Raw genomic sequence first — 17,657 nt, 5'->3', positions numbered from 1 at the left:
GTGCAGTGCGTGTCCGGCACCGTCGAAACGGCGGCGAACCCGAGGCGCGTCGAAGAATTCCGCCCCGCGACCGGCTGTCGCAGCCCGGCTGCGCACCGTTATAAGTAATCCAATAAGTATTTCATGCGAGAAATACTATAGGCGATATATCGAGAACAATGCCAGAATGCGCGCCGCTCCGAACGTCGCGACATCCGATCGCCGTCCGAGCCGTATCAGGAGGTTCCCCCCAATGAAAAACCACGGCCTGTCACGGCGGGGGTTTCTGAAAGCCAGCGTGCTGGCGGGCGTTGCAGTGTACGTCGCGCCCCTGGGCAGCCGCGCATTCGCGGCGCTCTTCGAAGAAAAACTCCTCACTCCCGTCAAATGGGATAGCGTCACCGGCATCCCTCAATTCCGCATCGACGGCATCGCGAAGGTCACGGGCTCGAAAGTGTTCGCCCGTGACGTGCGCGCAGCCGACATGCCGCACTGGCCGCAGCAGCAGTCGCATGCGCTGATCCTGCGCGTCACGCAGGCCGACCGCGCGTACGCGGGCTTCGACCTCGCGTTGCTCGGCGACGACCTGCAGCCGGACCGCGTGGTCACGGCCGACGATCTCGCGCGCGACGGCATCGCGTTCCCCGCGTTCTACGGCGACGACATGCTGCTGCCTGCCGGCAAGACGCCCGCGTATCTGGGCCAGGCGGTCGCGATCCTCATCTACCACGACTTCGCGCGCTTCCGCTTCGCGAAGAACGCGCTCAAGTTCCGCGACGACGTGATCCGCTACGGCGCGGTCACGGGCCCGCTCGAGCGCGATCCGTGGGGCACGTTCCGCTACGTGCGCGTGGGCGGCAAGACGGCCTACGACGACGACGTCTATTCGAGCCTGAAGGACGCGCCGATCTTCCCGAGCATGATGCGCAAGCACCTGCCGGTGTGGCCGGACGGCAAGGAGCACGGCAAGCTCGACGAGCAGGGCATGTTCCTCGCGGGGCAGATCGCCGCCGAGCTCGACCGTCCGTCGGCCGACTGGCTGGTGTTCGACCGCGAGTACAACACGCAGTCGGTCGACACGTCCGCGCTCGAACCCGACAACGCGAACTGCTGGTACGACGCCGCGACGCAGTCGCTGCACCTCGTCGTGCCGACCCAGTCGCCGCTCGAAGTGGCGGAGAACGCGGCCGCGATGGTCGCGAAATGCCGCTTCCCGGTGAAGAAGCTGTTCGTGCATCCGTGCTACACGGTCGGCTACGGCTCCAAGGATCACTTCAACGTGCCGTTCTACGGCCTCGTCTGCGCGCTGTACGCGGACGGCCGTCCGGTGCGCTTCGCGAACGACCGCTACGAGCAGTTCCAGACGTCGCTGAAGCGTCACGCGTTCAAGATGCATTACCGGATCGCGGTCGACCGCAACACGGGCCTGCTGCAGTCGTTCAAGGGCGACTTCGAGGCGAACGGCGGCGGGCGCTGCAACTTCTCGCCGTCGGTCGCGATGGTCGGCGCGACGGCCGCGCAGTCGATCTACTACTTCCCGAAGAGCGACCTGGCCGCGGTCGCGATCGCGTCGCGCGCGATCGACGCCGGTTCCGCGCGCGGCTACGGCACGCTGCAGAGCATGGCGGCGACCGAGATGGCGGTCGACGAGATCGCCGCGCAACTGAACATCGACCCGATCGATTTCCGGCTGCGCAATGCGCTGCGTTCGGGGATGAAGAACACGCAGGGCGCGATTCCCGCCGGCGCGCTGCGCGTCGACGAAGTGCTGGAGCGCGCGAAACAGCATCCGCTGTGGACGCGCCGCGCCGCGCGCAAGGCCGAATTCGAGGCGGCGAACCCGGGCAGGCGCTACGGCGTCGGCTTCGCGTGCGTGCAGAAGGATTTCGGCACGGGCGCGGAAGCGTCGTTCGCGAAGGTCGAGTTCGACGAGAACGGCAAGGTGTCGCTGCGGCACACCGCGGCCGAGATCGGCACCGGGATGTCGACGTCGCAGGCCGTCGCGGTCGCGAAATGGCTCGGCCGCCCGGCGACCGACGTACAGGTCGCCGTGACCGAGTGGCCGGACCTGCCGGTCGAGACGAGCGGCGACCCTTACCTCATGTCGCAGGCCGACCAGGATCGCCTGAGCGCGAACCCGCGCTGGTCGCCGGGCTATGCGTCGCCGTCGAGCGCGACGAACTCGGCGTACTACTTCACGCACAGCACGCGCGAAGCCGCGCGCGCGGTGTTCCGCTACGGGCTGTGGCCGGCCGCGATGTCGATCTGGTCGCGCGGCCTCGGCGGCGGCCAGGCTGCGCCGTACACGATCCGTATCGAGGATGCGCGCTGGGTCGACGGCAAGCTGACCGCCGACGGCCTCGAGCCGCTGACGTTCGAACAGCTCGCGAAGCAGGCGCACGCGCTCGGCCTGCCGACCGGCGCCGTCGTGCACGTGTTCAACCGCTGGCAGTGGACCGACGCCGAGTTCGACGTGGGCGGCGCAATCGAACGCCTGCCGATCGACGGGCTGTCGCTGCGCGTCGGCGCACCGAGGACGGGCGACAACGGCCCGGTGCCCGGCACCGCCGCGCCCGCCGGCGCGACCGCGATGCGCGGCTCGCTCGCGCAGACCGCGAACGGCTATCGCGTGCTGGACCGCAAGCGCGTGTTCATTCCGCCGACGAGCCGCAACAACGCGGCCGTCACGTACTACACGGCGGTCGGCACGCTGGTCGAGCTGGCCGTGCACGAAGCGACCGGCAAGGTCGAACTGCTCACGCACCACTCGATCATGGAATGCGGCAACCAGATTTCGCCGCAACTCGTGTCGGGCCAGTTGCAGGGCGGCCTCGCGATGGGTATCGGCCACGCGCTGCACGAATACCTGCCGCTCTACGAGGACGGCCCCGGCAACGGCACGTGGAACTTCAACCGATACCAGTTGCCGCGCGCGTCCGATGTCGCCGTCTGGACCCAGACGGGCGACGTGCTGCCGCCGCTGTCCGAGACCGATCCGCCGAAGGGCGTCGCCGAAGTGGTGATGATTCCCGTCGTCGGCGCGATCGTGAACGGGATCGCGCACGCGATCGGCCATCGTTTCACCGATCTGCCGGTGACCCCGCAAAAAATTCAGGAGGTGCTCGCATGACGACCGCCCAAACCGCAGCGTCGGCGGCGAGCGCCGCCGCCGCGCCGGGCGCGGCTTCGGCCGCTCCGGCATCCGCGCCGGCCATGCCGGCGTCCGCCGTACCGGCATCGGCATCGGCATCGGCATCGGCATCGGCATCGGCGCCGGCGCCGGCGCCGGCCGCGGTCGAGCGTCCGCTCGTCCGCTTCCAGCAGAAGCCGCTGTCGGTCAATATCAACGGCAAGTCCGTCGGCCCGATGCAGGTGCCCGAGGGGCTGATGATGATCGAGTTCCTGCACGAATATGCGGGCCTCACCGGCTCGCGGCTCGGCTGCGGGCAGGGCATCTGCCACGCATGCGTCGTGATCGTCGACAAGCCGGACGGCACGAGCGAGGAAATGCGCACCTGCATCACCGGCGCGCACTTCTTCCACGGCCGCTCGATCCGCACGATCGAAGGGCACGCGAAGCGCAACGACGCGGGCGAAGTGGTCGAGCTGTCGCCGATCCAGCAGAAGTTCCTCGAGCATTTCAGCTTCCAGTGCGGCTACTGCACGCCGGGCTTCGTCAACGCGGCGACCGTGCTGATCGAGCGCCTGATGCGCGAGCCGATCGCGAAGGCCGACGTCGAGCGCACGATCACCGCGGCGCTCGATGCACACATCTGCCGCTGCACGGGCTATGTCCGCTACTACGAAGCCGTCAAGGATGTGGTGCTGACGACGCCGGGACTCGTGAAGGACGCCGCATGAAACGCACATTCGCCCATCGTGTCGCGCGGGCCGCGGGCCTGCCCGCGCTCGCGGCCGCCAGCGCGCTGCTGCTCGCCGCCTGCGGCGGCCATGACGCGCCGGCCTCGAGCGCGGCGTCCGGCGCACCCGGCGCCGACCCGGTCGCGCGCGGCCGCTATCTCGTCAAGGCCGCCGACTGCGCGGCCTGCCACACCGCGAAGGACGGCGCGCCGTTCGCCGGCGGCGCGGCGCTCGAATCGCCGTTCGGCACGTTCTACGGCTCGAACATCACGCCCGACAAGGATCACGGGATCGGCAACTGGAGCGCGGACGATTTCTACGCGGCGCTGCATGACGGCAAGGCGCCGGGCAAGCGGCTGTATCCGTCGATGCCGTACACGTCGTACCGGCAGCTCACACGCGCCGATTCCGACGCGATGTACGCCTACCTGAAGACCGTCACGCCGGTCGCGCAGGAGAACCGCGAACACGAGCTGAAGTTCCCCTACAACCTGCGCTTCGGGATGGTCTTCTGGGACATGCTGTTCCTGAAGGACAGCCTGCCCGACGCATCGGCCGGCCAGTCCGCCGACTGGCAGCGCGGCCGCTACCTGGCGGGCGCGCTCGGGCACTGCGCGGAATGCCATACGCCGCGCGCGTTCACGGGCCAGCTCGACGGCGCGAAGCCGTTCGCGGGCGCCGCGCTCGGCCGCGTGGCCGCGCCGGACATCACGCCGGCCGGTCTCGCCGCGCGCGGCTGGACGGGCACCGACCTGCAGACGTTCTTCGGCGTCGGCATCGCGCCGCAAGGCTCGGCGTTCGGCGAGATGTACCCGGTCGTGCACCTGAGCACGCAGTACCTGACGAAGGACGACCTGCGCGGGCTGTCCGTGTACCTGCTCGGCGATACGCCGCCCGCGCCGCAACCGGTGAAGCCGGTGTCGGCCGACGCCGCGCAGCTCGCGGCCGGACGCTCGGTCTATCTCGCGGTCTGCGCCGGCTGTCACGGCTTCAACGGCGAAGGCAAGCCGCACGTGGCGGTGCCGATGAACGGCAATTCGACAGTGCGCCAGGGCGACCCGCGCAACCTGCTGGTCGCGATGCTCGACGGCATCGGCGAGCAGAAGTTTGCGGGCTTCGAAAACCTGCAGCCGATGCCGGGTTTCGCGCACACGCTGAGCGACGACGAACTCGCGCAGCTCGCGAACTACCTGCGCGCGACGTGGGGCGGCCAGCCCGCGAGCGTCACGCCGGCCGACGTGAAGGCCATGCGTTAAGTCGCGCCCGGAGCGGGCAGCGCGCGCGAGGCGGCCGGTGTCCGGCGCTCGCGCGCGATGTGCCGCCCGACCTCGCGCGGCGGCTTTTCAGTCGCCGCCGCCTCATCCTCCCGGGCCGCCGGCGTACAGCCGCGCGCGATCAGCGATAGACGAGATCGGCCCGGCGATTCTGGGCCCACGACTCCTCGTCGTGACCGAGCCCGACCGGCTTTTCCTTGCCGAGGCTGACCGCCTCGAGTTGCGCGGCCGGCACGCCGAGCGTTTCAAGCACACTCGCCACCGCCTGCGAACGGCGCTCGCCGAGCGCGAGGTTGTATTCGGACGTGCCGCGCTCGTCCGTGTTGCCCTGGATCAGCACGTGCCGCGACGGATGGCTGCGCAGGTAGTCGGCATGCGCCTGCAGCAGCGACTGGTATTCGGGCTTGACGGAGTACTGGTCGAAATCGAAGTAGATGCTGCGCTTCGCGAGCGGGCTGTTCGGATTGTCGAGATCGTCGGCCATCACCGTTGCGACGGCTTCGCGCGACGGCGTCTGCGCCATGCCGGCATTCTCGGGGGTTTTCGCCGCGTGATGGCAGCCGGCAAGCAGTACGAAGGCTGCCAGGACCGCAAATCGGTTCAATTTGCTCATCGTTCGTCTCCAGCGATTGACTGCGTTCATGGCGGGGCGCGTGTGACCCGCGCACGCGCGCCGGCCGCGACGGCGCGAACGGTCGGGCCTCGCCGGCGTGATGCGGGTTCGTCTGCCGGCGATGTGCGACAAGCCGGATGAAAGCATGTTGCGGCCGGAACGCCGAAGCACGGCGTCGCTGCAATCAGATTAGGAAAAATGTCGCAACGTGACCAGTTGCTTCGCATTTTTTGCGTCGGCGCGATGATCGGGAGGGCATTCCTGCTCCCGAGCGGGTGTAGCGGGTACGACGCCGGCGCGGCGGGCGCGGGTCGTCGCGCCGCATGTTGCGGCGCGGGGCGCGACCGGTCGCGCGTGCTTGCGGCGACGTGAGCGTGTCGCGCGGCGCGTAGCGGTTCTGCATCACGGGGCGCTTGTTCCGGAACGAGCGCCTTGCAAGATCGTGGGCCGAGCCGTGGGATGGCGCGGGCCCGAGGGCAACCGCCCGGCCAGTCGCCGGGCGGTTGCCAACCCGTCCGAAAGCGAGGTTTCGGCGTGCGCGGGCTCAGGGGCCAGGGCACGCCGATGACTTCCGGATGCGGGCAGCGATCGGCCTGCACGCGGAACGGATGGCGTCCGCGCGCAGGCTGCACGATCAGAACTTGTGGCGCAGCCCCAGCGCGACGACGACCTGGTTGCTGTTCGCCGACGGCGTCAGCGTCCAGACGGTTGCGTTGAACGCGGGATTGCCGTTGCCGCCGCTCACGCTCTGGTAGACGCCTTCGAGGTACGCGTCCGTGCGCTTCGACAGCGCGTAGTCGGCCTGCGCGACGACCTGGTTCCATTTCGGGCGCGTCTGGCCCGTGCGCGTGTCGAAGCGGCCCATCGTGTACGTGTACGCGGCCGAGAGGCTCAACGCGCGCGTGACGAAGAAGCGGCCGTCGACCGTGAAGTTGTCGAACACCAGCGATTCGCCCTTCAGCGGGGCGATGCTGCCGCCCTGGAGCACGCCCGTCACGCCGTCGGTGGTCGAGTGCGACCACGCGGCGCCGACCGAATGCGGCCCGAAGGCATAACGGCCGGCCGCGGCCCAGATCTGCTGGTTGCCGCCCGTGATCGTCGCCGAACCGTCGACCGTGCTGAGCGCGCCGTTCGGGTTCGGCGAGTTGCGATCGCGGCTGATCTTCAGGTAGCCCGCGCCGAGTTTGAGCGGCCCGTTCGCGTACGACACCCCGGCACTCCAGGCCGCATTGTTGGAGAACTGGCCGGCGGTGTTCGAGAACCCGTACATCGCGCCGAACGTCAGTCCGCGGTACGTCGGGCTCGTGTACTTCACCGCCTGGTTGATGCGCAGGTTGCGGTTCGAATCGTCGTTGTCGTACGGATGCACCGCGAGGTTGCCGCCCCAGCCGGGGCCGGACGCGCCGAGCGGCGTCACGAAATCGAGGATCAGGTCGTACTGGCGGCCGAACGTGAGCGTGCCGGCCGTCTTCGAGCTCACGCCCACCCATGCCTGGCGGCCGAACATGTCGACGCCTTTCTGCGACAGCCCGCCGGTGGTGCCGGAGAAGCCGTTCTCGAGCGTAAACACCGCGGCCATCCCGCCGCCGAGATCCTCGCGGCCGCGCAGCCCCCAGCGCGACGCGTTCAGTGCGCCGCTCGTCATCGCGACCGTGCCGCTGCCCGGCGAGCCTGCGCCATGCGTGCGCTGGTTCGTTGCGTACGTGATGGACGTGTCGATCAGGCCGTACAGCGTCACGCTGCTCTGTGCCTGTGCGCCCCCCGGCGCGAAGGCGGTCAGGCAGGCGGCAATGGCGGTCCCCGCGGCGTGAGTGGTGGCGTGCTTGTTCATTTTGTAGGAATGCATAGGAGTTTTTATCGTTTTTCCTCCGGGCCCGGTGGCCGGCGGATCGAGCGGCCATTATTGGAGATCGTGCGGAGTTCGATTAAGGCGTTGCACAGGAAAGGTCCTCTGCGGATTCGCATGGAATCGCGCAGCGGCAACCGGCCGTCGTTCGGCCGGCAATCGGACGCAAAGAGGGCGGGAGGGGCGCGATCGAACGGGCGATGCCGATCGGGCCGTGTCGTGTCCGGCGGGCCGTCGCGACGGTGCGGCGGCGATCGCCGCCGGCCGCACCCGGGCGTCGACGCGCACCCGGGATGCGGCGACGGGAGCCGGCGCGTGCGCCTTCGTCAGCCGGGCCGGCGCCCGACGCGCGGCCCGGCGCCGGTCAATGCGGCGCGACCAGGCGCGGATCGATATACGCGTCGACGTCCTGCGACTGCTTGTAGACGCCGTTGCGCACGTTGAACGCATTCGCGTTGCGCGTCGAGCCGTAGATCGAATCGAGCCCGTCGCCCTTGCGGAACGTGCGCTTCGCGGCAGCCTCGTCGAGCAGGTGGGTGCCCTTCAGCAGCGGGAGATATTGTTCCGGCGGCAGCCCGACACGCGCGGACATGATCCTGACCGCATCGGCCTGCGTCTTCGGATCGTTGATGTACGCGACGCAGCGATACCAGACCTTGATCACCTTGCCCCAGTCGGCCCGGCGCGCGGCGAGGCTCGCCGGCGCGACCGTGATCGCGTCGTAGATCAACCCCGGCGCATCCGCCGACGTGAAGATCGCGCGTGCGCCCGGCGCGCGTTTCAACGCCTCGCCGGCGTTCGGCTGCCACGCCGCCACCGCGGCGATGTCGGCCGACGAACCGAGCACCTGCGGCAGTTCGTTGGTTTTCGCATTCACGAGCGTGACGTCGCCGTCCTTCAGCCCGTGTTTCTGCAGCGCGGTTTCGAGCAGCAGATGATCGACCAGGCCGAGTTCGACGCCGACCTTGCGGCCCTTGAGCGCCTCGACGCTGCGCAGCGGCGGCTTGGCGACGATCATGTCGTTGCCGGCGGAATAGTCGGTGAGCAGGATCATCACGTTCTTCGCGCCCGCCGCGCCCGTCACGAGGGCGTCGCCGTTCGTCGCCGCAACCGCGTCGAGCTTGCCGGCGGAAAACGCGTCGAGCGACGCCGAGTAATCGAACCATTCGAAATCGACGTCGACGCCGGCTTCCCTGAACCAGCCCTTGTCGAGCGCGACCTGGAAGGCGACCCAGCCGGGCCAGTCGCTGTAGCCGATCCTGAGCGGCGCGGCCGCGTGCGCGGCGGGCGTCGCCAGCAGGGTGGCGGCCGCGGCGGCGGCCCCCAGTACGTGACGGACGAAACGGAAGGACAGCAGGTGGCGAGGGGCCGGGGCGGGACGGGTCATCGTTGTTCTCCAGGAGACCGGGATCGGGATCGTCGATACGGACCGTGCCCATGCACGGTCCGGCCGCGTGGCCGGTTCCTGCGGAAGCGGAACGAACAGGGCGGCCACGGAGAGGCGCGACGGCCGTTGCCATCGCCAGTCTCCCGGGCTTTTGTCCCGCCGTGTAGCACGTGCGCATCCGGTCTCGCGATCGGACGAAGCCGCGCCGGGCTGCTCTCGGACCAGACGTTCGATGAACCGGAACCCTAGCACCCCTAAGATGCGACGCCGCCGCACCTCTCGGCGTCATGCCGAGCGAGAAGCGTGCCAACGGCGCGCGACGGCGTGGTTCAGCGGCGGCGCACGGCGCGCTGCAGTTCGATGAAACGGACGGAAAAGAGCGCGCTCAGCGCACGCCGGAGCAGGTCGAGCTTGTTCATGACTGGGGGGCCTCAAGTGAAGGTGCGTGCATCCAGCAATGCCCGTGCCACGACGGATCGTGCCGCGCAGGCGGGCGCGGTGCGCACTGCGCCGGTGCGCGAGCGCGTTTGCGTGGTGCGCCGCACGCCCGCCGCGAGGGCAGGCGGTGGCCGTGCGCGACGGGCGCGGCCCGCGTGTGCGCGCCACGGCGCAGCCGTCGAGCAGCCGTCGAGCGATAGCTGGCACGCAACTCGCTTGGTGGTTGCCCGAGAGGTGCGAAGCAATTTGCATCATCTTCAGGATCGCTAGGGTTCCGGTCGTGCGGCGTTCGCGTCGCGCGACGGCTGGTCCGAGAGCAATCCGGTCTTGCCCCTTCCTCGCTGCGAGGAAACGGCGAGGCTCCACGGAGGGATAAAAGCCCGGGAGGTCGCGATGTCGTTCGGTCGCCCTCTCACGCCTTTTGTCCAACCGATCCACGGAGCCGCCATGTCGCCGAGCCCCCAAGCCGTCCTTGCCCCGCCGCCGCACGTCGTGTGGGAAACGCTGATCCCCGCCGGAACCCACTGGTCCGGCATCCTGCGCCGCGGTCTCGCGCTGCGCGTCGTCGACGTCGACGGCGGCGCGAACCTGTCCGCCGTGTTTCATCGCCACGAAGACCCGCTCGAGCGCTACAACATGGCCGATACGCTGAAGGCGCAGCACACCGCGCATCTCACGCGCGGCCATGCGCTGTACACCGACATGGGGCGCGTGATCGCGTCGATCACGGCCGACACGCTCGGCTGGCACGACCCGCTCGGCGGCGTCGGCGACGCGCGGCTGTTCGCGCACAAGTACGGCACGACGTCCTACCAGGCCGATCGCAACGCGATGATCCGCAACGGCCGCGACAGCCTCGTGCTCGAACTCGCGAAATACGGGCTGTCGGCGCGCGATCTCGCCGCCAACGTCAACTTCTTCAGCCGGCTCGACACGCGCGACGACGGCACGCTGGATTTCGTCGCCGGACATTCGCCGGCGGGCAGCGCCGTCGACCTGCGCTTCGAGATGAACACGCTCGCGGCGTTCTCGACCGCGCCGCATCCGCTCGATCCGCGCCCGGACTATGCGCCCGGGGCCGTGAAGCTGATCGCGTACCGCGCGTATCCGGCCGACGGCGCCGCGCCCGGCGACGACCCGTGCCGCCGCGCCTGCGCGGAGAACACGCGCGGCTTCGCGAACACCGACCGCCTGTTCGCATGAGGAGCCTGGCCATGCCGATCATCGAAAGCCGTCTCGACACGCGCGACGCGATCCACGACACCACGCTGAACGCCGGCGAACCGTGGCTGCACGACCTGAAGCGCGGGCAGGTGTTCCGCATCCTCGATCTGGAGGGCAACCAGGCCGTCGACACGCTGTTCTACCGGTCCGACGACACCGGGGAGCGTTACAGCGCCCAGGACACCATCCGCGCGCAGCGCAACCTGTACCTGAGCGCGGGCAGCGTGCTGCTGTCGAACCGGGGCAACCCGATGGCGACGATCGTTGCCGATACCTGCGGCCGCCACGATACGCTCGGCGGCGCCTGCGCGGCCGAGAGCAACACCGTGCGCTACGCGCCCGATACGCGCCACATGCACAACTGCCGCGACAGCTTCCTCAACGCGATCGTGCATTGCACGTGCGGCGCGGGCGCGCGGCTCACCAAGCGCGACCTCGTCGGCAACGTCAACTTCTTCATGAACGTGCCCGTCACGCCGCTCGGCGGGCTGACGTTCGAGGACGGCATTTCCGCCCCCGGCAAGTACGTCGAGCTGCGCGCGGAGATGGACGTGACGGTGCTGATCTCGAACTGCCCGCAGCTCAACAATCCGTGCAACGGCTACCGCCCGACGCCCGTGCGCCTCACGATCTGGGAGGCCGCATGAGATTCGCCAAGGTCCTCGTCGCGAACCGCGGCGAAATCGCGTGCCGCGTGATCCGCACGCTGAAGCGGCTCGGGATCGCGTCGGTCGCGATCTACTCGGACGCCGACCGCGACGCCCGTCACGTGACGCTCGCCGACGAAGCCGTGCGGGTCGGCCCCGCGCCGGCGGCGGACAGCTACCTGAACGTCGCGGCGATCCTCGCCGCCGCGCGCGGGACGGGCGCGCAAGCCGTGCATCCGGGCTACGGCTTCCTGTCCGAGCATGCCGGCTTCGCCGACGCATGCGAAGCCGCGGGCTTGCGTTTCATCGGGCCGCGCGGCGACCAGATGCGCGCGTTCGGCCTCAAGCACACCGCGCGCGAACTCGCCGCCGCACAGGGCGTCGCGCTGCTGCCGGGCACGGGCCTGCTCGACGACGCAATGGCGGCGCGCGCGCAAGCCGACGCGATCGGCTATCCGGTGATGCTGAAAAGCACCGCGGGCGGCGGCGGGATCGGCATGTCCCTGTGTCGCGACGCCGCGCAACTCGACGCCGCGTTCGAATCGGTGGTGCGGCTCGGCCGCGCGAATTTCGCGCATGCCGGCGTGTATCTGGAGAAGTTCGTCGAGCATGCGCGCCACATCGAAGTGCAGATCTTCGGCGACGGCCGGGGCGGCGCGATCGCGCTCGGCGAACGCGACTGCTCGGTGCAGCGGCGCAACCAGAAGGTGATCGAGGAAACGCCCGCGCCGGGCCTGACCGACGCGGAGCGCGATGCGCTGCACGCGAGCGCGGTCGGGCTTGCCCGCGCGGTCGGCTACGCGTCGGCCGGCACGGTCGAATTCGTGTTCGACGCGCAGGCGCGCCGGTTCTACTTCCTCGAGGTGAACACGCGGCTGCAGGTCGAGCATTGCGTGACCGAAGCGGTGACGGGCATCGACCTCGTGGAATGGATGATCCTGCAGGCCGAGGGCGATCTGCCGCCGCTCGACACGCTCGCCGTCGCGCCGCGCGGCGCGAGCATCCAGGTACGGCTTTACGCCGAGGATCCGCACAAGCAGTTCCTGCCGAGCGCGGGGCTGCTGACGCACGTCGCGTTTCCGGACGACGTGCGGGTCGACGGATGGATCGACGCGGGCACCGAGATCAGCGCGCATTACGATCCGCTGCTCGCGAAGCTGATCGTGCGCGGCGATACCCGGCGCGATGCGCTGGCCGCGCTGCAGGACGCGCTGGCGCGCACCCGGCTGTACGGGATCGAGACGAATCTCGACTATCTGCGCGCGATCGCCGGCTCGGACACGTTCGCGCGCGGCGCGGCGACCACGGCCTTCCTGTCCCGTTTCGCGTTCGCGCCTCACACGATCGACGTGCTCGACGGCGGCGTGCAGACCACCGTGCAGCAGACGCCCGGGCGGGTTGGCTACTGGAGCGTCGGCGTGCCGCCGTCCGGGCCGATGGACGATCGCGCGTTCGATCTCGCGAACGCGTTGCTCGGCAATGCGCGCGACGCGGCCGGGCTGGAGTTCACGATGGTCGGCGCGACGCTGCGCTTCAATACCGGGGCGCTGTTCGTGCTCGGCGGCGCGCCGCTCGCGGCCACGCTCGACGGCGAGCCCGCACCGTTCTGGCAGGTGCTGCGTGCGCGGCCGGGCGCGGTGCTGAAGCTGGGCGGCGTGACGGGCGCCGGCGTGCGCGCGTGCCTGGCCGTGAAAGGCGGGCTGCAGGTGCCCGACACGCTCGGCAGCAAGGCGACCTTCACGCTCGGCCAGTTCGGCGGCCATGCGGGGCGCGCGCTGCGCAAGGGCGACGTGCTGCATCTGGATGCCGATGCGGGGCGCGGCGACGCCGGCGCGACACTGGCCACGGCCGACATCCCCGCGCTGACGCACGCATGGACGCTCGGCGTGCTCGACGGCCCGCACGGCGCGCCGGATTTCTTCACGAGCGACGACATCGCGATGCTGTACCGCACGCAGTGGACGGTCCATTACAACTCGAGCCGGACCGGCGTCCGGCTGCTCGGCCCGAAGCCGCAGTGGGCGCGGGCGGACGGCGGCGAGGCCGGCCTGCACCCGTCCAACATTCACGACAACGCGTATGCGATCGGCGCGGTCGACTTCACCGGCGACATGCCGGTGATCCTCGGCCCGGACGGCCCGAGCCTCGGCGGCTTCGTGTGCCCCGTGACGGTCGTGCGCGACGAGCTGTGGAAGCTCGGCCAACTGCGGCCGGGCGATACCGTGCAGTTCGTCCGCGCCCGCGTGTCGGCCGGGACGGCCGTCGACGCGCTCCCGCATGCGGCCGGCGCCGCGCCGGACGATTGCGTGCTGGATCGCGACCCGTCGGCCGGGGGCGGCATCGGCGTCGTCTACCGGCGCTCGGGCGACCGGAACGTGCTGATCGAATACGGGCCGCTCGCGCTCGACCTGAACCTGCGCTTTCGCGTGCATGCGCTGATGTGCTGGCTCGACGCGCACCGGCTGCCCGGCATGCTCGACCTGACGCCGGGCATCCGGTCGCTGCAGGTGCAGTTCGACGCCCGGGCGCTGCCGCTCGCCGCGCTGCTCGCGCACCTGCAGGCGGCCGAGCGCGAACTGCCCGACGTGGCCGACATGCGCGTGCCGAACCGCATCGTGCACCTGCCGCTGTCGTGGGACGACCCGTCGACGCGCATCGCGATCGAGCGCTACATGCAGTCGGTGCGGCCCGATGCGCCGTGGTGTCCGAGCAATATCGAATTCATCCGCCGGATCAACGGTCTCGACAGCATCGACGACGTGAAGCGCATCGTGTTCGACGCGCGTTATCTGGTGATGGGCCTCGGCGACGTGTATCTCGGCGCGCCGGTCGCGACGCCGCTCGATCCGCGTCACCGGCTCGTGACGACGAAATACAACCCGGCGCGGACCTGGACGCCGGAGAACGCGGTGGGTATCGGCGGCGCCTACCTGTGCGTGTACGGGATGGAGGGGCCCGGCGGCTACCAGTTCGTCGGCCGCACCGTCCAGATGTGGAACCGTCACCGGACCACGCGCGAGTTCGAAGCCGGCAAGCCCTGGCTGCTGCGCTTCTTCGACGAGATCCGCTTTCACGAGGTGAGCGAGGCCGAGCTGGCGGCGCTGCGCGCGGATTTCATCGCGGGCCGGGCGGGGCTGGAGATCGAGGAATCGGTGTTCGATCTCGGCGAGTACAACCGCTTCCTGCGCGACGAGGCGGATTCGATCGCCGCGTTCAAGGCGTCGCAGCAGGCGGCGTTCGAAGCGGAACGCGAACGGTGGCGGGCGGCCGGCCATGCCGAATACGTCGGCGACGCGACGTCGGGCGATCCGGAAGCCGCGCGCGACGCCGGGGTGCTCGCCGATACGCAGCGCGCGATTGCGGCGGACGTGTCCGGCAGCGTATGGAAGGTGCTGGTCGAAGCCGGCGAGCGCGTGAGCGCGGGGCAGGCCGTCGCGATCGTCGAGTCGATGAAGATGGAGGTCACGGTGACGGCGGCGGACGACGGCACGATCGAGACGATCGACTGCGCGCCGGGCGCGGCGGTGGTGGCCGGCCAGCGGCTGATGGTGATGACGACCGGCGCCGCCGAGGCGGTCGCATGAGCACGACGGCGCGTTCGACCCTGCTGCGGCGCCCGGCGGCGTTGCCGCGCGACCGCCACGGGCGGCGCGACCGGCGCGACCGGCGCACTGCAATGCACACCCGGTCGCGCGGCCTGTCGGCATCCGCGCGACCGGCAACCGAAACGATACGGAGATTCCCATGTCAATGACCCGCAACACGACCGGATGGCTCGCGGTGCGCCGCGAGCTGACGACGCGCGGCAAATGGACGCTCGGCGCGGCGTCCTTCCTGCTGCCGTTCGCCGTCTGGTGCCTGATCAGCTATGTGCCGTTCGTCTGGCATCCGCAAATGCGCATCACGAACCCGGGAAGCGTCGACTATTTCCAGCCCGGCATGCAGATCGACCGCGACGTGTTCGACGACGAGCTCGCGCATGCGCGCGCGACGCATGCCGCCGTGCCCGAAGGCGTGCGCGCGAACCCGGTCTACCTGCCTGCGCCGCATCAGGTGCTGCGCGCGTTCTACACGGCGTTCACGACGCCGCCGGCATCGCGCGACGGCGTATGGCTGCACGAAAGCCTGTGGCACAGCATCCGGATCATCTTCTGGGGCTTCGCGATCTCGTCCGCGATCGGCGTGCCGCTCGGCATCGTCTGCGGCACCTTCAGTGCGCTCGCCAGGCTGCAGGAGCCGTTCCTGGAGTTTTTCCGCTACCTGCCCGCGCCGGCGTTCGGCGCGCTGATGGTCGCGGTGCTCGGCATCTACGACGCGCCGAAGGTCGCGATCATCGTGATCGGGACGCTGTTCCAGCAGGTGCTGATCGTCGCGAACACGACGCGCAAGCTCGAATACGGGCTGTTCGAGGCCGCGATGACGCTCGGCACGAAGCGACTGAAGCTGCTCACCCACGTGGTGATCCCCGGCGTGCTGCCGGACCTGTATCGCGACCAGCGGATCCTGCTCGGCTGGGCGTGGACCTACCTGATCGTCGCCGAACTGGTCGGCACGAGCTCGGGCATCACGTGGTACATCAGCCAGCAGGCGCGCTACCAGCATTTCGACAACGTCTATGCGGCGATCCTGATGATCGGAATCATCGGGCTGGGCACCGACATCGTGCTCGCGCTGCTCGGCCGCAAGCTGTTTCCGTGGGACCGCACGCTGAAAGCGTGACGCCCGTTGACCCGCCCCCATCGACCGATTTCCGCGGAGACCATCATGCAGAACCCGCAAGCCGTTCCCGATTACCTGATGCAATCCGACGCGGTGCGCGAGCGCTTCGCGCGGCTGAAAAGCCGCGACGTGATACTCGACGTGCGCCATGTCGGCAAGCGTTTCCGGTCGCCGCAGGGCGAATGTGTCGCACTCGACGACATCAGTTTCCGTACGTACCGGCGCGAGTTCGTGTGCGTGATCGGCCCGTCCGGTTGCGGCAAGTCGACGTTGATCCGGATCCTTGCCGGGCTCGACGCGCAGACGAGCGGCGAGGTGCTGCTGGACGGCAAGCCCGTGCAGGGGCCGGGCGCCGATCGCGGGATGGTGTTCCAGGGCTATACGCTGTTCCCGTGGCTCACCGTGAAGAAGAACGTGATGTTCGGCCTGCGGATGAACGGCAGCGGCAGCGGCGAATCCGAGCGCGAAGCGCTGCAGTGGCTCGATCTCGTCGGGCTGACGCGTTTCGCGGACGTGTATCCGCACCAGTTGTCGGGCGGGATGAAGCAGCGCGTGGCGATCGCCCGCGCGCTCGCGAACCGTCCGCGCATCCTGCTGATGGACGAGCCGTTCGGCGCGCTCGACGCGCAGACGCGGGCGAGGATGCAGGCGCATCTGCTCGACATCTGGCGCAATATCGACGTGACGATCCTGTTCATCACGCACGATCTCGACGAGGCGATCCTGCTGGCGGACCGGATTCTCGTGCTGAAGGCGAATCCGGGCGCGGTGCAGGAACTGATCGAGGTGCCGGTGCCGCGGCCGCGCGATGCGTCGCAGGTCAATACGCCCGAATTCGTCGCGACCAAGGCGCGGCTCGAAGCGTTGATCCATCCGAAGGAGGCGGCGGTGGACGACGACGGCGTGCGGCCGCACATGATCCGCATGACGGACGTGTCGGACAACGTCGAGTGAGCCGTGACGGCGACGGCCGGCGGGCCGTCGCGAACCTAGCCGCGGGCGAGCGCCAGCGCCGCGGCGACGTCGCCGCGTCGATACGCGGCGCGGACGGCCGCTGCCTGCGCCGCGACGCGGTCGGCGGGCGGCCGGCTGCGCAGGCGCACGGCGACCCGCGGCAGCGCGGCGAGCTGGCGCCGAAGGTCGACGATCAGCCGGCAGCAGCGGGAGGCCGAAGACGGCGCATCCGGGCGCACGGCGGCTTCGGCCAGCCCGGCCGTCCATGCGACGCCGCGATGGCGCCTGACTTCGTCGAGGCGCGGAAGATGGCGCGCGTCGCCCGACAGCGCGATCAGCAGCGCGGCCCAGTGCGCGCCGCGCCATCCGTGTTCGGGCTCGCACGTCAGGGCGGCCAGCACCGCGTCGTCGAGCACGGACAGGCTTTGCTGGCACAGATAGTGGAAGTCGAGCGGCTGGTAGCGCAGCGCCGGATAGTCGCGCAGCACGTGCGCGAGTTCGGCGCCGGTATCGACGGCGTCGGCCAGGAACCGTTCGGCCGGAGCAGGGCGGTTCAGCCGCAGCGTCGGCACGCCCAGAAACAACCGGGCGATGTCGTCGGGGTGATAGTGCATCGCGAATGTCGTGGTGGTGGCCGGAACCGGCGGACACGACGCGCGGGCCGGATCGGCGGAGGGGCGCGGGCATCCGCCGGGCCGGCGGCCGGGAAGCGTGA

The 17,657-nt window shown here is 69.7% G+C and carries 12 protein-coding genes and 2 riboswitches; of the genes, 8 read left to right on the top strand and 4 right to left on the bottom strand.

From position 1 onward, the window contains the following. Window positions 1-232: 232 nt before the first annotated feature. The 3 genes from GQ56_RS0104480 to GQ56_RS0104470 are packed head-to-tail and all read left to right on the top strand — an operon-like array spanning window position 233 to window position 5,096. Window positions 233-3,109, top strand: coding sequence for a xanthine dehydrogenase family protein molybdopterin-binding subunit (locus GQ56_RS0104480; RefSeq protein ID WP_031397513.1), 2,877 nt, complete (start codon window positions 233-235; stop codon window positions 3,107-3,109). Next, window positions 3,106-3,840: a (2Fe-2S)-binding protein gene (locus GQ56_RS0104475; RefSeq protein ID WP_031397512.1), complete on the top strand. Its 735-nt coding sequence runs from the start codon at window positions 3,106-3,108 to the stop codon at window positions 3,838-3,840. The genes GQ56_RS0104480 and GQ56_RS0104475 overlap by 4 nt, the downstream gene beginning before the upstream one ends. Further along, the gene (locus tag GQ56_RS0104470; protein ID WP_031397511.1) at window positions 3,837-5,096 is read left to right on the top strand and encodes a cytochrome c; all 1,260 of its coding nucleotides are present in this window, start codon (window positions 3,837-3,839) and stop codon (window positions 5,094-5,096) included. Before GQ56_RS0104475 ends, GQ56_RS0104470 begins: the two co-directional genes overlap by 4 nt. 139 nt (window positions 5,097-5,235) lie before the next feature. Here the strand turns inward: GQ56_RS0104470 and pal are convergent, their stop codons facing one another. The 3 genes from pal to GQ56_RS0104455 form a co-directional block, all read right to left on the bottom strand. Further along, window positions 5,236-5,727, bottom strand: coding sequence for a peptidoglycan-associated lipoprotein Pal (gene pal / locus GQ56_RS0104465; protein ID WP_031397510.1), 492 nt, complete (start codon window positions 5,725-5,727; stop codon window positions 5,236-5,238). A 634-nt stretch (window positions 5,728-6,361) separates the two neighbouring features. After that, window positions 6,362-7,573, bottom strand: coding sequence for a porin (locus tag GQ56_RS0104460; protein ID WP_075122855.1), 1,212 nt, complete (start codon window positions 7,571-7,573; stop codon window positions 6,362-6,364). 364 nt (window positions 7,574-7,937) lie between these two features. Further along, complete coding sequence (locus tag GQ56_RS0104455) at window positions 7,938-8,960, bottom strand: ABC transporter substrate-binding protein (RefSeq protein WP_031397508.1); 1,023 nt, start codon at window positions 8,958-8,960, stop codon at window positions 7,938-7,940. A gap of 138 nt (window positions 8,961-9,098) precedes the next feature. Then, window positions 9,099-9,220, bottom strand: a riboswitch (guanidine-I (ykkC/yxkD leader). Window positions 9,221-9,653: 433 nt separating this feature from the next. Beyond that, window positions 9,654-9,787, top strand: a riboswitch (guanidine-I (ykkC/yxkD leader). A gap of 58 nt (window positions 9,788-9,845) precedes the next feature. Here GQ56_RS0104455 and GQ56_RS0104445 point away from each other — a divergent pair. From GQ56_RS0104445 to GQ56_RS0104425, 5 genes are all read left to right on the top strand, one after another. Then, window positions 9,846-10,601 carry an urea amidolyase associated protein UAAP1 gene (locus GQ56_RS0104445; protein ID WP_031397507.1) on the top strand — a complete coding sequence of 252 codons (756 nt, stop codon included), beginning with the start codon at window positions 9,846-9,848 and terminating at the stop codon, window positions 10,599-10,601. Between the two features lie 11 nt (window positions 10,602-10,612). Next, complete coding sequence (locus tag GQ56_RS0104440; protein ID WP_031397506.1) at window positions 10,613-11,269, top strand: urea amidolyase associated protein UAAP2; 657 nt, start codon at window positions 10,613-10,615, stop codon at window positions 11,267-11,269. Continuing rightward, complete coding sequence (uca, locus tag GQ56_RS0104435; protein WP_031397505.1) at window positions 11,266-14,853, top strand: urea carboxylase; 3,588 nt, start codon at window positions 11,266-11,268, stop codon at window positions 14,851-14,853. The genes GQ56_RS0104440 and uca overlap by 4 nt, the downstream gene beginning before the upstream one ends. Window positions 14,854-15,013: 160 nt before the next feature. Beyond that, entirely contained in the window at window positions 15,014-15,988 is a 975-nt protein-coding gene (locus tag GQ56_RS0104430) for an ABC transporter permease (RefSeq protein ID WP_031397504.1), read from the top strand. A 45-nt stretch (window positions 15,989-16,033) separates the two neighbouring features. Beyond that, window positions 16,034-16,942 carry an ABC transporter ATP-binding protein gene (locus GQ56_RS0104425; RefSeq protein WP_031397503.1) on the top strand — a complete coding sequence of 303 codons (909 nt, stop codon included), beginning with the start codon at window positions 16,034-16,036 and terminating at the stop codon, window positions 16,940-16,942. Window positions 16,943-16,977: 35 nt separating this feature from the next. Here the strand turns inward: GQ56_RS0104425 and GQ56_RS0104420 are convergent, their stop codons facing one another. Next, window positions 16,978-17,556, bottom strand: coding sequence for a hypothetical protein (locus GQ56_RS0104420; protein WP_031397502.1), 579 nt, complete (start codon window positions 17,554-17,556; stop codon window positions 16,978-16,980). Window positions 17,557-17,657 lie beyond the last annotated feature (101 nt).

Origin of the sequence: Burkholderia paludis, from assembly GCF_000732615.1 — a bacterium.
In the GTDB taxonomy this organism is placed as follows: domain Bacteria; phylum Pseudomonadota; class Gammaproteobacteria; order Burkholderiales; family Burkholderiaceae; genus Burkholderia; species Burkholderia paludis.
Note: the sequence above shows the minus strand (reverse complement) of the source record. Positions and strands in the feature narration are given on the sequence as shown.